The 14,988-nt window shown below is 45.6% G+C and carries 14 protein-coding genes; 10 read left to right on the forward strand and 4 right to left on the reverse strand.

Going from position 1 to position 14,988, the window contains the following annotated elements; translation table 11 throughout:
* The first annotated feature begins 387 nt into the window (after nucleotides 1–387).
* The 8 genes from PQG66_RS04580 to PQG66_RS04615 all read left to right on the forward strand — a co-directional run bounded on the left by PQG66_RS04580 (nucleotide 388) and on the right by PQG66_RS04615 (nucleotide 9,695).
* On the forward strand, nucleotides 388–1,257 hold the full coding sequence (locus PQG66_RS04580) for an AraC family transcriptional regulator (protein WP_272035591.1): 870 nt from the start codon (nucleotides 388–390) through the stop codon (nucleotides 1,255–1,257).
* 159 nt (nucleotides 1,258–1,416) lie between these two features.
* Nucleotides 1,417–3,117, forward strand: coding sequence for a glycoside hydrolase family 13 protein (locus tag PQG66_RS04585; protein WP_272035593.1), 1,701 nt, complete (start codon nucleotides 1,417–1,419; stop codon nucleotides 3,115–3,117).
* 163 nt (nucleotides 3,118–3,280) lie between these two features.
* Nucleotides 3,281–3,973, forward strand: a complete 693-nt coding sequence (locus tag PQG66_RS04590; RefSeq protein ID WP_272035595.1) for a metal-dependent hydrolase — start codon at nucleotides 3,281–3,283, stop codon at nucleotides 3,971–3,973.
* Between the two features lie 347 nt (nucleotides 3,974–4,320).
* Nucleotides 4,321–6,036, forward strand: a complete 1,716-nt coding sequence (treC, locus tag PQG66_RS04595) for an alpha,alpha-phosphotrehalase (RefSeq protein ID WP_272036471.1) — start codon at nucleotides 4,321–4,323, stop codon at nucleotides 6,034–6,036.
* A gap of 38 nt (nucleotides 6,037–6,074) precedes the next feature.
* Nucleotides 6,075–8,030: a PTS system trehalose-specific EIIBC component gene (gene treP, locus PQG66_RS04600; protein WP_272035597.1), complete on the forward strand. Its 1,956-nt coding sequence runs from the start codon at nucleotides 6,075–6,077 to the stop codon at nucleotides 8,028–8,030.
* Nucleotides 8,031–8,271: 241 nt separating this feature from the next.
* Nucleotides 8,272–9,126, forward strand: coding sequence for a chemotaxis protein (locus tag PQG66_RS04605; protein ID WP_272035599.1), 855 nt, complete (start codon nucleotides 8,272–8,274; stop codon nucleotides 9,124–9,126).
* Nucleotides 9,127–9,148: 22 nt separating this feature from the next.
* Nucleotides 9,149–9,418 (forward strand): YkgJ family cysteine cluster protein, encoded by a 270-nt coding sequence (locus PQG66_RS04610; protein ID WP_272035602.1) that lies wholly within the window; start codon nucleotides 9,149–9,151, stop codon nucleotides 9,416–9,418.
* 73 nt (nucleotides 9,419–9,491) lie between these two features.
* Complete coding sequence (locus tag PQG66_RS04615; protein ID WP_272035605.1) at nucleotides 9,492–9,695, forward strand: hypothetical protein; 204 nt, start codon at nucleotides 9,492–9,494, stop codon at nucleotides 9,693–9,695.
* Between the two features lie 103 nt (nucleotides 9,696–9,798).
* Here the strand turns inward: PQG66_RS04615 and PQG66_RS04620 are convergent, their stop codons facing one another.
* Both PQG66_RS04620 and PQG66_RS04625 read right to left on the reverse strand, forming a co-directional pair.
* The gene (locus tag PQG66_RS04620; protein WP_272035607.1) at nucleotides 9,799–11,139 is read right to left on the reverse strand and encodes an MFS transporter; all 1,341 of its coding nucleotides are present in this window, start codon (nucleotides 11,137–11,139) and stop codon (nucleotides 9,799–9,801) included.
* Between the two features lie 99 nt (nucleotides 11,140–11,238).
* Entirely contained in the window at nucleotides 11,239–11,964 is a 726-nt protein-coding gene (locus PQG66_RS04625) for a YoaK family protein (RefSeq protein ID WP_272035609.1), read from the reverse strand.
* 209 nt (nucleotides 11,965–12,173) lie between these two features.
* On the opposite strand from PQG66_RS04625, the gene PQG66_RS04630 reads away from it, so the two are divergent.
* A complete protein-coding gene (locus PQG66_RS04630) occupies nucleotides 12,174–12,920 on the forward strand; it encodes a GTP pyrophosphokinase (protein WP_272036473.1) in 747 nt (248 codons plus the stop codon).
* Between the two features lie 44 nt (nucleotides 12,921–12,964).
* Nucleotides 12,965–14,200, forward strand: a complete 1,236-nt coding sequence (locus tag PQG66_RS04635) for a multidrug effflux MFS transporter (protein WP_272035611.1) — start codon at nucleotides 12,965–12,967, stop codon at nucleotides 14,198–14,200.
* A 106-nt stretch (nucleotides 14,201–14,306) separates the two neighbouring features.
* On the opposite strand, the gene PQG66_RS04640 is transcribed toward PQG66_RS04635, so the two are convergent.
* Both PQG66_RS04640 and PQG66_RS04645 read right to left on the reverse strand, forming a co-directional pair.
* The gene (locus PQG66_RS04640; RefSeq protein ID WP_272035613.1) at nucleotides 14,307–14,537 is read right to left on the reverse strand and encodes a hypothetical protein; all 231 of its coding nucleotides are present in this window, start codon (nucleotides 14,535–14,537) and stop codon (nucleotides 14,307–14,309) included.
* A gap of 117 nt (nucleotides 14,538–14,654) precedes the next feature.
* A complete protein-coding gene (locus PQG66_RS04645) occupies nucleotides 14,655–14,975 on the reverse strand; it encodes a hypothetical protein (RefSeq protein WP_272035615.1) in 321 nt (106 codons plus the stop codon).
* Nucleotides 14,976–14,988: the final 13 nt, after the last annotated feature.

The raw sequence follows: 14,988 nt of genomic DNA on the forward strand, positions 1-14,988 counted from the left end.
ATCAATTACGAAATTAACTAACGTATAGATCAGCATGGAACATCGTAAAGCGAGTATTTATTCTCTCTTGTGTGACGTCTGCGCCTGGCGATAAGCCAAAGTATGCTGCTGGGCTGCGGACAGAAACAAGGGATTTTTTGTTCTGTGCTAACTATGTTGCATTCATTCATTTATTTATAGAAGAAAAGTAATCGCTAGTTCAATCCGGTGCCTTACTAGATCCTGATATCAGTGCCTGTAGTGTTTCACGAAGCGCGGCGCAATTTAAGTTCGCATTCAGAATCAAAAAGCGCTCATGCATTTCTGTCATACTAATTGAAGATACATGCAAATGTAATCAAGGTACAAAAAGTACATATCCCACATATGAACAGGAGAGCGAGTGTCATGGATCATTATGGACGTATTCAGCTTGCCATTGAGCATCTGGAACAGCATCTGAAGGAGCCGTTTAATATCAAGGACGTGTCTGGGGCGGCAGGTTTTTCGGCTTTTCATTTTCAGCGCTTGTTTCAAGCGATTACAGGTTTTACCGTTCTGGAATATGTACGCAGACGAAGATTAACGGAGGCGGCGTCTGTTTTGCGTAACACGGCGACGGGGATTCTAGAGATTGCCCTCAATCATGGTTATCAATCGCAGGAAGCGTTTACCCGAGCTTTCGATGCTCACTTTGGAATTACACCGGCTCGGTTTCGCAAACTGGAGCAAGTACTTGTAGCGGAGGACACCTGGCAGCAGAGTATAGATTTTAATGAATATCGTTCACAGCTCGAGAACACATTCCACATGAACCCGCCACGTCTGGTGACGTTGGAGCCCATCCGAATCACGGGTTATGAATATCAGACGCAGCTAAATAACGAGCAGCATTATGCAGAGATTCCCGGGTTCTACCATGAATTCGGGCGTGCGCAGAAGTTCATGAAGATTCCAGATCGAATACGTCCGGATATGGCGTACGGTGTTGCGGCTCATTTTCAGGAGGATGGGTCATTCTCATTTATTGTTGGTGAAGAAAGCGCAGGAAGTGGTGATTCTCTGGAACCGGGATATACCTGTCTGGAGATACCTGGCGGGTTATATGCTGAGTTTGTAACGGAAGGCTCCGAGCAAGATGTACGCAGAATGATCTATGGCAGCTGGCTGCCTGCATCCAAATATGAACGCCGGGAAGGTCCGGACTTTGAAGTGACGGATGTGTGGAAGTCAACACCCGAGCGGCTGGACATGAAGATCTACATCCCTTTGAAATAAAAGTTACCACTCATTTCGAGAAAGACTCGAAGCTCATCGTTTGATGCGATGCAGGTTTCGGGTCTTTTTATATAATAACCCGGTTCTGGCGTTTACAAGGGTTTCTTTTCGGATAAAACATATTAACGGGTGAATGACTTCACAAGAGGAGAAAGGGAGGTGGATCTTATCGTTTGGTGGAAAGAAAGTGTCGTATATCAGATCTATCCGAGCAGCTTCAAGGACGCTGACGGAGACGGTTATGGAGATCTGCAGGGAATCTATGAGAAGCTGGATTATATAGAAAATCTCGGTGTTGATGTCATCTGGCTATGTCCCATCTATGATTCTCCAGGACATGATAATGGCTATGATATCCGTGATTATTACGCGATTTTACGAAAGTATGGCACAATGGAGGATTTCGACCGACTTCTTGCTGAAGCGCATAAACGTGGACTCAAGGTCATGATGGATCTTGTGCTGAATCATACGTCGGATGAACATGCCTGGTTTGCTGAGTCCCGTTCCTCCAAAACGAATGCAAGGCGTGACTATTACATCTGGCGTTCGGGTAAAAACGGACAGGTGCCGAACAACTGGGAGTCCTACTTCGGTGGTTCCGTGTGGAAGCATGATCCGGAAACGAACGAATATTACATGCATTTGTACTCAGAACAACAGCCTGATCTAAACTGGAACAATCCGGAGATGGCTGAGGAGATGTATGAAATGGTGCATTGGTGGTTGGAAAAAGGAGTGGACGGTTTTCGCTTTGATGCAGTAGCTCATATCGCTAAAGCAAATGGACTACCCAATGCTCATAATCCCGATAATCTGCCTGTGGTACAGGCTTACGAACTGTTTTCTAATTTGGAGCAGGTGCACTCCATCCTCCGCAACCTGAACAATAATGTTCTCAAACCATATGGTCCGATGACTGTTGGTGAAACCTCCGGGCTTGGACCGGAGCAAGCTTTGGCTTATGTGGGTACGGATCGGGATGAACTGAACATGGTGTTTCAGTTCGAGCACATGTTCATCGATGCCCAATCTTCAGGCATAGGGAAGTGGAATTATAAACCATGGAAGCTGACTGAACTGAAAGAAATTATGAGCCGCTGGCAGACGGTATTACATGGTCGAGGCTGGAATGCCAATTACATGGGTAATCACGATCAGCCACGTCCGGTGTCCCGTTTTGGAGATGATGGTAAGTACAGAATACGTTCTGCAAAGATGCTGGCAACATGGATGTTAACGTTAGAAGGTACACCGTACATCTATCAAGGGGAAGAGATTGGCATGACGAATGTGGCATTCCCTGATATTGACCAATACCGGGATATTGAGACTAAAAATTACTATAACCACTATATAGGTCTAGGGAAATCCAAAGATGAGGTGATGGAGGCCATTTGGCTGAAAAGTCGAGATAATGCACGTACACCGATGCAATGGGATGATTCCAAGCATGCAGGTTTTACAACAGGCGAGCCTTGGATCGAAGTGAATAGCAATTATCCGGATATCAATGTGGAAGATGCAGAGACAGACCCACATTCGATTTTGCATTATTACCGCAAATTAATAACGTTACGCAAGCAACACCATGGGCTAATCTATGGCGTGTATGAGCTTCTTTTGCCAGATGATCCGGAAATCTATGCGTATACCCGTACACTGGACGATGAGCAGTGGTTGATTCTAATGAATTTCAGTGCGAATGAGCCAGAGATGGCATGGCCAGAAGGCTGGAATGCAGAAGAAGTCAAATTAATGATGGGCAACGTAACCAAACGTTATTCTACGGATGACGGGACTATTTTGTTGCAACCCTATGAAACGAGGGTATATCGTAAGCAGCCTGTGAGAGCATGAGAAATCACTCAGAAGAGAAGAAATTATTGGAGATTGGTACTGAATACACAAAAAATACAGCGATAGTGCAGCTTGTCCAATGACAGCTTTGTACTCACAGAGCATTCTGAATTATAATTGACGTTAGAAAAATAAATCATTCAGATGTCAGGAGGAACCTGAAATGTTGAATATTACGTACCACGGACACTCTAGTGTACAACTGGGCACGGCAGAGAAGTCACTTATGATTGACCCTTTCCTGCGTGGCAATGAACTTGCGGTGACCAAGCCGGAGGATATCAAAACGGATGTAGTCCTATTGACACACGCACATATGGACCACATTTTGGATGCTGAACCGATTGCCAAAGCCAACGATGCCAAAGTGGTGGCGATTGTAGAACTAGCTACATACATGTCGTGGAAAGGGTTAGAAACCATTGGCATGAATATGGGCGGAACAGTGGATCTGGGATTTGCCAAGGCGAAAATGATTCAGGCATTCCATACGTCCGGTATTGTTTTGGAAGAAGAACAGCGTATTATGTATGCAGGTTTACCTGCTGGATTTATTATTGATATTGGTGGCAAAACCGTGCTGCATGCTGGAGATACAAGTCTATTTGGTGACATGAAAATGATCGGGGAACGTCACCATATTGATGTTGCATTCCTTCCAATTGGTGGGCATTATACCATGGGACCTGAAGATGCGTTGCAAGCTGCGGAATGGTTTAACGCCAAACTGACGATCCCCGTACATTACGACACGTTCCCTGCGATTCGTCAGGATGCGGAACAATTCGTACAACAGCTGGCTTCTAGAGGATTAGAGGGACGCGTACTGGCACCTGGTGAGTCTATCTCGCTGTAAATCCTATAGAAAATAATACCGAACTCTTAGTATATGGTGGATTAGCGTCAGCATAAAAAGAGGCACTCACGTAATTAATTATAGCTAAAAAGAGGCAAAGCGGATGTGATCCGTTTCGCCTCTTTTTTTATGTTCACCTGTTCAAAACAATACAGATATCAGCGGATTTTCGTGATTTGAGTTCAAAAATAGTTGTTACAGAGCTAACGTTTATGGGGAAGTTGTAGAAGAGAAACATATAAATTCATTTTCGTTTCAACTTGTATATACAGGTTTACTTATGTATTATAGATGATGAAGTTAACAGGGGGTTTGATGTGAGCAATCAATTTATTGGAGGCGTTAACATGAGTTTGACCAATACAGAACATTCATCGTGGTGGAAGAGATCGACGGTATATCAGGTATACCCGAAGAGCTTCAACGATACGACTGGATCGGGTACCGGAGACATTCGTGGTTTAACGGAGAAGCTGGATTATTTGCAGCATCTGGGAATCGACATTGTCTGGTTGCAGCCGGTATACGTATCTCCACAGCGGGATAACGGATACGATGTTGCGGATTATTATCAAATTAATCCGGAATATGGCACAATGGAAGATTTTGATGAATTGCTAGCCGAATTGAAAGCGCGTGATATGAAACTGATGATTGATATTGTTGTGAATCATTCCTCGACCGAACATGAATGGTTTCAGCAGTCCCGCTCATCCAAAGATAATCCTTATCGGGATTATTACATCTGGAGAGATCCTGCCCCGGATGGAGGCGTACCTAACAACTGGCAATCCAAATTCGGTGGCCCTGCCTGGCAATATGATGAACAGACTGGACAGTATTTCTTGACGTTATTTGATAAGACGCAAGCAGACCTCAACTGGGAGAATGAAGAAGTACGCAAGGCCGTTCGCGATATGATCAAGTTCTGGGCGGAAAAAGGAGTAGACGGTTTCCGTATGGATGTGATCAACCTGATCTCCAAAGATCAGCGTTTTCCAGATGACGATGGCAGCGTATCACCAGGAGATGGACGCAAGTACTACACAGATGGACCTCGCGTGCACGAGTACATTACTGAAATGTACGATGAGGTATTTGGACCTTATAACATGGTCACCGTAGGGGAGATGTCCTCCACGACGCTCGAGCACTGCATACGTTATTCCAAACCGTCTTCACGGGAATTCTCAATGACATTTAATTTTCATCACTTGAAGGTCGATTATCCTGATGGGCAGAAGTGGGAGCTGATGCCATATGATTTTGAAGCTTTGAAACAATTGTTCAGTGAATGGCAGACAGGGATGCAGGCAGGTGGTGGCTGGAATGCTCTGTTTCTGAACAATCATGATCAGCCTCGTGCGTTATCCCGTTTTGCTGATGATGGAGACTACCGTTCCGAAAGTGCCAAAATGCTGGCGACAACGCTGCATGGATTACAAGGCACTCCTTATGTCTATCAAGGGGAAGAGATTGGTATGCCTAACCCGGTCTGGAATGACATCAGTGAATTCCGCGATATCGAATCTACCAATATGTATCGGTTGTTACAGGAAGAACGAGGGAAATCAGCTGAGGAAGCTTTCCGGATCGTGAAAGAGAGATCCAGGGATAATTCCCGGACACCGATGCAGTGGGATGCGACGGCTAATGCTGGATTCACAACCGGAACCCCTTGGCTCAAGGTGGATGAGAGGTATCCTACAATTCATGTTCAACAGCAGATGGCAGATCCGGATTCCATCTATCATCATTACCGGAAGTTGATTGCTCTGCGTAAAGAGGTAGATGTTCTGACAGATGGATTGTATGAACGACTCGATGACGCTCACCCGGAAGTGTTTGCATATGCGCGAACGAATGGCAACGAGACGTTGATTGTGGTTTCAAACTTCCGTAATCAGAATACTCAATTTGATGTGCCTGTTGCGGTCTGGAACGATCATATTGCGGGCAAATCACCGGAACTACTTATCGGAAATACGGATGTAGAACCTGAGTTAACGAAGGAAATCTTGCTTAGTCCTTATGCATCTTATATGTGGTTGATCAAGCAATAACAGATATGCCAACCAACTTTTAAATAGGAAGTGACACTATGGCAATTGATAAAAAACAGGTCGAGGAGATCATCCGGGCCGTCGGCGGCAAAGAGAATATCGAAGCAGCAACACATTGCGTCACACGGTTGCGATTTGCTCTGTATGACGAGGACAAAGTCGATACGGAGTTGCTCGACCAGAATGATCTAGTCAAAGGGCAGTTCTCCTCCCAAGGCCAATTCCAAGTGGTCATCGGTCCAGGTCTCGTGGATAAAGTCTATGATGAGATGATTCAGATTACCGGCGGCGAGCGGTCTTCCAAGGATGATGTGAAGGCAGCCGCAGGTAAAAAGCAAAATCCGTTACAGCGAGCAATCAAAACGCTCTCGGACATTTTTATTCCCATCTTGCCAGCCATTATTACAGCGGGTCTGTTGCTCGGAATTAACAACATTTTGACAGGCCCCGGCATTTTCTTTGATGGAAAATCATTAGTGGATGTGTACCCAGCGTGGAAAGATCTCGCATCCATTATTAATACGATAGCGAATACTGCCTTTACGTTCCTGCCAGCCCTCATCGGTTGGTCAGCGGTGACTAGATTCGGTGGCAGTCCGCTGCTCGGGATTGTGCTAGGTCTCATTCTTGTGCATCCCGATCTACTGAGTGCGTACGGTTATGCTGATGCAGTGAACAAAGGTACAGTTCCAACTTGGAATTTGTTTGGTTGGGAGATTGAGAAGATTGGCTATCAGGGTCAGGTGCTACCTGTGCTTGTGTCAGCATATCTATTAGCGAAGATGGAGATCTTCCTTAACAAACGGGTACATGACTCGATTAAACTACTGGTTGTCGCACCCGTTACCTTGCTGGTTACCGGTTTCCTCGCATTTACGATTATAGGGCCGGTTACGTTTGCCATTGCAAACGCCATCACCTCTGGTCTGATCTATATTTATGATTCGTATGCTGCGTTGGGAGGTTTGATCTATGGTGGTCTGTATGCATTACTCGTCATTACGGGCATGCACCATACCTTCCTTGCGGTAGACGTGCAACTGATTGGTAGTCAGGGAGGTACGTTCCTCTGGCCAATGCTGGCATTATCCAATATTGCGCAGGGTTCCGCAGCACTTGCGATGATGCTGGTTCTACGTGAGAAGAAAATGAGAGGACTTGCGGCAACTTCATCCGTATCCGCTTTCTTAGGGGTTACGGAGCCAGCAATCTTCGGTGTGAATATCCGCTATCGATATCCATTTATCTTCGGTATGGTCGGTTCCGCCATTGGCGGTGTGCTGCTCACGATGAATAACGTTCAAGCTACATCTATTGGTGTAGGAGGCGTCCCTGGATTCCTGTCCATTTTCCCGAATAAATGGGGTGTATTCTTCATCGGTATGGCGATTGTGCTGATCGTTCCATTCTTGCTGACGGTTGCATTTGGCCGGGCGAAGCTGAGAAAAGAGGATCGAACCATCTCCACCGAAGCATCTTCTGTTATTTCTGCATCCTCTGCATCTTCTGAAGTAGAAGGAACGAAAACCGCTTCAGTCGAAGTGATGGCACCCTTGACAGGTCAAGCGGTTCCGTTAGAAGAAGTTCCTGACCCTGCATTTGCTGAAAAGCATATGGGCGAAGGGATAGCGATCCAGCCTTCAGGCAATCAAGTGGTTGCACCATTTGACGCGCAAGTGGCTCATGTTATCAAGAGTAAACACGCCGTTATTCTGGAACATGCGAGCGGACTGCAAGTGTTAATTCATGTCGGCATAAATACGGTGTCTCTCAAAGGCGAAGGCTTCTCAATGGTTGTAAATACAGGCGATCGTGTCAGAGCTGGACAGAAGTTGCTTGAGTTTGATCGTAAAGTCATCGAAGCGGCGGGCCACCCTCTGATTACACCCATTATTATCCCGGATGGCCAGGATATGGTCGAACGGGTTGAGGTGTTGACAGGGGATGTAACTTCCGGTCAACGTAGCGTTCTGAGAGTTCATTTTAAAGAATAAAAAAATCGAAGTAGAATCTAAGGGGCTGTATTTTATACAGCTCCTTTTGACGTTAAATGTATTATTTTCCTTAAAAATCATGGTAAAATAGTTTTATGATCAAGAAATACTAATTTTAGAGATCTAACCATTTTAAGGCATCCATATCCCGTGTTAATATTTCTCATCTGTCATGCTGATACCAATTCTTACATCATGTGTGGACGAGAATTGTTCCTAGCCAATGAGAAGGAGGAAAACCATGACTCGGATAGCGGTGATGGTCATTCACGGACTGGGTATGCAAAAAGAGAATTATGCTGACAAGCTAATCTCTTGTTTGAGCAGACAAATGGATCGCGTCATGGTGCTGCCAGGGGCTGCGGATCTGATGCTGGATATTGAACCTGTCTTCTGGGCTGACGTGTTTGAAGAGCGGGAAGATGTGTTGTTTCAACAACTGGTGCGGTCGCAGGGATTGAACTATCAGACTTTACGTCGTTTTATTATTCATTATCTCGCTGATGCGGTTGCCTATCAACCTGTGGAGAACCAGGGTCATAATTATGATGCGGTGCATCGAACATTGAACCGGGCTATGCATGAGCTATCTCGACGGAATGGACCAGAAGCTCCGCTTTGTGTGATCGCCCATAGTCTTGGTGCAGTGATTGCCAGTAATTTTTTCTATGACCTGCAATTCCCTTCTTCCAGCCGAACCCCCTACATTGTGGATACAAACTCGGCTTTGGAGCGGGGAGATACGTTGACCAATTTCTACACATTTGGAACCACTTTGCCATTATGGAGCTTACGTTATGATTATTTTAGTCGGCCGATCCATGTCCCATCCTCTACGGTTGATCGATACTTCCCGGGGCTGGAAGGAGAATGGATTAATTTTTATGAACGCAATGATATATTAGGTTACCCTTTGCGCCCTATTGACCCAGCCTATGCATCTGCGGTGAAAGAGGATATTGAGGTACATGTAGGCGGACCTGTGACGAGTTGGAACCCACTGAGTCATGGGGGGTATTTTACCAGTGAACATATGAATCGTAGAATTGCTCAAGGACTTGCGCGGACGTGGACTTGGATCAATCGTTCGGTATAACGTAGATATTGGAGGAGATCACATGGAATGCAGGGCTGGTTGTGCCGCATGTTGTATTGCCGTATCCATTTCATCACCAATTCCCGGCATGCCCGAAGGCAAAGCGGCAGGTGAGCGCTGTGTACAGCTAACCGTTGATAATCGCTGCGGTATTTTCGGGCGAGCCGACCGCCCTGCGGTATGCAGTGATTTGCAAGCCTCAGAGGAAATGTGCGGCATGAACAATCAGGAAGCTTTTCTTATTTTGACACAGTTAGAGATTCAAACGACGCCAAAAAGTGAGATGACTTGATAGGGAATATAAAGTTAATTATACTTAATATGGAATCTAATGTAGAAAAATAATGTAGATAGGAGATACGGTTGTGGACTGGATAAAACGTCTGATCAAGGTCGTTGGTAATATGATGAGTGATCTGTGGATAGGGTCTTATCGCCGCAATTCGGATTACTATGATGAACAGGCTCCAAGTTCAGAAAATAAACCGAAATATTATGCGTTTGTCATTATAGCCGCTGTAGTGACCGTGGGTATTATCGTTTTCGTCTATAATCCAAAATACTGGTAGTTTAAGAAAAATAAAGAGGGTATCCTGGTTATGCATCGCATTGTAGGATACCCTCTTTGATATACACGATGAAAGCACCTGCACACTCAACTCCTGATTATGATTACGTGCTTCCTATACTAACTGCGGTAAGCTTAGGCTCTTTGAACATATAGAAGTACATTAGAGATGAGATCACATAGAGGCTGCCTGTAATGCTGAAGGTGATCGCGTAGCCCCAATAGGTTCCATATGTGGTCACCAGATAAGACTGCACAGGTCCCATGGTGGCCCATCCAATCATAAATGCGGTTTGCATCATGGAATTGGCAATCCCACGGCGTTTGTCCGATATTCGGTCAACCAATATGGCGGAATGGATTGGGTTGGCAGCATTCATCAATGCTTGTCTAAATAAAAAACTGATCGATGCAATGATCAACAGATTCGTAAAACCTGTTAATAACAGGAAAGGTAGTGACAGGACCTGAAAAATGACAACGGCTCTTACACTACCCACTTTGGCTGCTAGAGTCGGGCCAATCAGCATGGAGACGATGGTCATAATCTGCCCAAGTGCAATGAGGAAGCTCATGCCGCTTAGAGATACTGTGAAGCGATTAGTGAAATACAGATTAAGATAAGGCACTACCAGTCCAGAGCCCAGTCCGATCAGCAGTTGTGTGACCACAAACTGACCGATGAGTTTTGTATCTCGTGTTTTAACGGATGTATCTTGATCTGTCGACATCATGGATTGTCGTTGTGTAGATGCCTCTTCCTTAACTTTCTGAAGCTTAGGATCAAGCTGAACCTGTGATTGTTCCGAGGAACTGTCGCTAATAGTCTGGGACACCGCTCTTTCAGTTACAAAAAGCAGCGGGATAAATGCAGCAAGTGTTGCTGCACCGCCCATAAACAGGACCATTTGCAATCCGCTGACTTTGGCTACTCCCAAGGAGTGAAGTAAGTCAGCCAGTATACCACCCCCAAGGCTGCCAAGAACCTGTGAGGCTAGAACCAGTGAGGAGTAGTAACTGAACATTTTGAGGCGTTCTCTTTTATTGACGTTCTCTGCGAGATAGGGAATGGCTAGCACCTGAAACACACCAGCGAACAGGCCGGAAAATACAGCAAACCAGAGCAATCCGCTGGCAGCATAGTCGAAAGAGCGACCGATGAGAAATGCTCCGCTCAATAGCGCCCCGATAATTAGCAGTTTTTTACGGCTGAACTTGTCACCGCTCAATCCAATAGGAATAAACATGATGGCTGTAGCGAGAGATTGGATACTAACAATCTGGCCATTCATCGTGTCATCGTAACCCAGGCCCTGAATGTATAGATTGTATAGGACAGAGAACATACCGTTTCCGATCTGATATAGCAGACTTGCCAGAAAGAAGAGTTGAATATTGCGAGACCATCCGCGGATTTCAACCTGTATCTGTCGTAATGCTCTCAAGTGATTCCCTCCAGTCTGCCTTTGCAGTGATACTAGTGTAACAGGAAAGGCAGATTTTCGGAAGAATTGACCAGTGTTTATTTTTAGCTAACTGCTGTGTTAAGCATCCGTTTTCCCCCAAGAAGCAAATCTTGCTTGAAGTGTAACCCCCGCGATGATGAGTACTGGAATCCAAACTGCAATGGAGGGCACATGATGAAAAAGGAGTGCAGCCAGAATCACCCCGCCCAGATAAATCATTACTGCCCCTGCCCGAAGGTAAGCGTCGGTAGGCAGTTCCTTGAATAAAGAACGGATAGTGGCATGTCTTAACCGATGCAGAATGCTTACAGTATCTTCAATGACTGCTGCTAGGTTATTGGTGAGTACGGTAGTCGAAATTCCAGCGATACCGATGCGCCGGGCAGCTGTTGTCTGCATTCCCATGGCAATCGCCAAGAGTACGATTAAGAAATAGGATATTTGATCAGCGATTGGACTGATCATCAGGATAGCAAAAACAAGCAGCAGTATGCTTTCGAGGGTGAGAACAGCGGTGACTCGTACTGACCAACCATTTTTGCTTCTGACCTGTCCAAGGATATGTGCTGCTAAGGCGTTACCTGCAATAAAACCGGCGAGTGCAAGAAGGGCCCGAAATATTACAAATTCCTGAGCACGAGCAATAGCAATGCCAAGCAGCACGATGTTGCCTGTCATGTTGGCTGTAAGTACGTGACCCAGTCCGAGATATCCGAGCACATCAACCATGCCCCCTGACATACAGAGCAGTAACGTAGCGTATTTCTGGAGGTGAGTATGCATCATCATTTCCTTTCTTTTCAAAAAAAATAGCTTCTCCAGTATACAGCTATAGTGCCACCTTCTTCAAAATCACATTCAAACTGTACAGTAATCAGCTCTGTAAATTCGTTTATTTGTGTTAGATGTTTTATAATGATATGGAAGACATGTGGCAAGACAACTGTCACTATGAAGTGATACAGTTCAATAAACAAATTCAAGACGCGTCAGAAGAAAGGAAGAAATTGATGATGAATGCCCCACATCCGATTGACCAGTTCAAGAAATTCAAATATGAAATTACACGATTTATGATGATTTATAAGTTTGCGCTGGATCAGATGGAAACGAGAATAGAGGTCTTGAAAGAGGAATTTCAGTCCCTTCATGACTATAGTCCAATCGAGCATACCAAGTCGAGATTGAAGTCTCCTGAGAGCATTATGAACAAAATGTTCCGTAAAAACCACGAGTTGACGTTTGAAAGTATCAAAGAAAATATTAAAGACATCGCCGGTGTACGGATTACATGTTCTTTTCTTTCGGATATTTATCGCATCAAGGACATGTTGTGTAATCAAAGTGATTTACGTGTGCTGGAAGTGAAAGACTATATTGAAAATCCAAAACCGAACGGTTATCAAAGCTTGCATCTGCTTGTTGAAGTTCCAGTATACATGTCTAATGGCGAGGAACGTGCCTGTGTAGAAATTCAGATTCGTACGATCGCTATGGATTTCTGGGCGAGTCTGGAACATAAAATCTTTTATAAATACAACAAAGATGTTCCGGAACATCTGACAAGAGAATTGAAGAATGCCGCGGATTCTGCCAATGCACTAGATCATCAGATGGAGCGACTGCACCGGGAAATCCAGGAAATCAAGGACGCGGATAACGAGCGGGATGAAGAGGAGCTACGCCGGATTATTATTAATAATCAACAGTTCACCTTACCTAACAACCTGCTCAGATTGCTTGGAGATGGAGAAAATTAAGGACAACGATTACAGCATGATTGGAAGAAAGAGGAACTGTTTTGATGAAAAGTAAACCAGCTTCATTACACACCACTGCGACGCCGCGAGTGAGAATGGCGCTAATTCTTGGCACACTCTCCGCCTTCGGACCACTGTCTCTGGATATGTATCTGCCAGCTCTGCCAATGCTGGCGGATGAATTTGGTTCATCCACATCGTATGCTCAGCTTAGTCTGACGGCGTGTATGATCGGACTTGCTCTTGGACAGTTGCTTGCTGGGCCATTAAGTGATGTTCGAGGTCGACGAATACCGTTGATCGCGGGACTTGTGCTCTACACGATTGCCTCTGTCCTCTGTCTCGTCAGTCCAACGATGGGCTCATTTGTGATATTGCGCTTCATTCAAGGTTTGGCTGGAGCCGCCGGGATTGTGATCTCACGTGCGATTGTCAGAGACGTGTACGAAGGACCAGAATTAACCCGTTTTTTCTCCCTGCTTATGCTCATTAACGGGGTAGCTCCCATTGCAGCACCCATTATTGGTGGACAAATACTGACGTATACTTCGTGGCGGGGCGTATTCATCTTGCTAAGTCTTATCGGTGTACTAGCGCTTCTAGCGGTCATACTTGGTCTGGGTGAGACACTTCCTATGCAAAAAAGATCAAGCGGTGGGTTGAAGCAGACGCTGATGACATTCGGCAGGATAGCCAGAGATCGACGTTTTATGGGGTATGCTCTCTCACAGGGCTTCGCAGCGGCAGGAATGTTCGCCTACATATCAGGATCACCCTTCGTGCTTCAGAAAATATATGGGGTGTCCCCGCAAGTATTCAGTATCTGTTTTGCCGTTAATGGACTAGGCATTATTCTCGCTAGTCAGATTGCAGGACGACTTGCTGGAAAAGTGTCAGAGACTCGGCTGTTAATCGCTGGATTAATTATAGCAGCTGTAGGAGGCACATCGTTGCTAATCTCCATCCTCGCAGGAGGCGGATTGATGTCAGTGCTCATTCCATTATTTCTGGTCGTTTCCAGTGTGGGTCTAATTAATACAGCTTCATTTGCGCTTGCTATGGCGAATCAGGCCCAATCGGCCGGAAGTGCATCTGCATTGATTGGCGTGATGACCTTTTTGTTCGGCGGGCTTGTTGCTCCCCTTGTTGGTCTTGGAGGAGAACATACCGCTGTGCCGATGGGGATTGTAATTGCATGTGCTGATCTAGGGGCTTTGCTTCTGTATTTCTGCATGATTGGCAGGATTAGATCAACAGAAAACCATAATATAACTGCGTGATAGTCTTGGCATAAGCGCAGATGGCCCGCACGGAAGCTTAGTTTCCAATGCGGGCTGTTTGAATTAGGAGCGGAAAAAATTTTGAAACGTAAAGCATTACGACCTATTAACAAAGAGCGAATAAAATTTGTGTATTTAACAGAATTCCTGGTGTTTGGAACGGATAGAAGTAACCCACGACGAAGCCAAACAGATTAATGGCAGGCCACATCAGAAACACATCATTATACGTAAACACCAGAGACCAGCGGTTATAACAGAAGTTCGGGAGTATACGTTGCTCTTGATCACGAGGTGAGACTGCGCCAGTTTGCGCAAACTGAACTGCTTGTGTCAAGCTCTGCGGCTGCTGCTGGAGGAAAAGTGACAGTAGACCCGGACGGCTCTTGATGAGGTTATATAAAAATATCATTTCGGCTGGTGGTTGACCAACCGGACGAGGATAGGCACTGAGCTAGGAAGGGAGATTCCCCTGAGCTAGCTGTGCTGGTACGCCTGGAGCTGGGATTGCACCAGTGCCAGCACCTGGGACACCGCCAGGGAAAAAAGGGCCTGAAGGTGTTCCGCCACCGGGAATGAACGGAGGAAACAGGCCTGGACCTCCGGGGATGTTTGGCACAGTCTGCCCCCCTGTAAAACTGCCTCCACCAGGGAAAAATGGAGGGAACTGAATTGAGCGGTTTTCTCCATAACTAGTGTAACCCTCATCACTATAAGCAGCATAAGGGTAATTTCCATAGCCCACATATGAGGGGAATACATAATTCATATTCATAGACATCCTTCCT

Source organism: Paenibacillus sp. JJ-100 (assembly GCF_948329825.1).
GTDB lineage: Bacteria > Bacillota > Bacilli > Paenibacillales > Paenibacillaceae > Paenibacillus.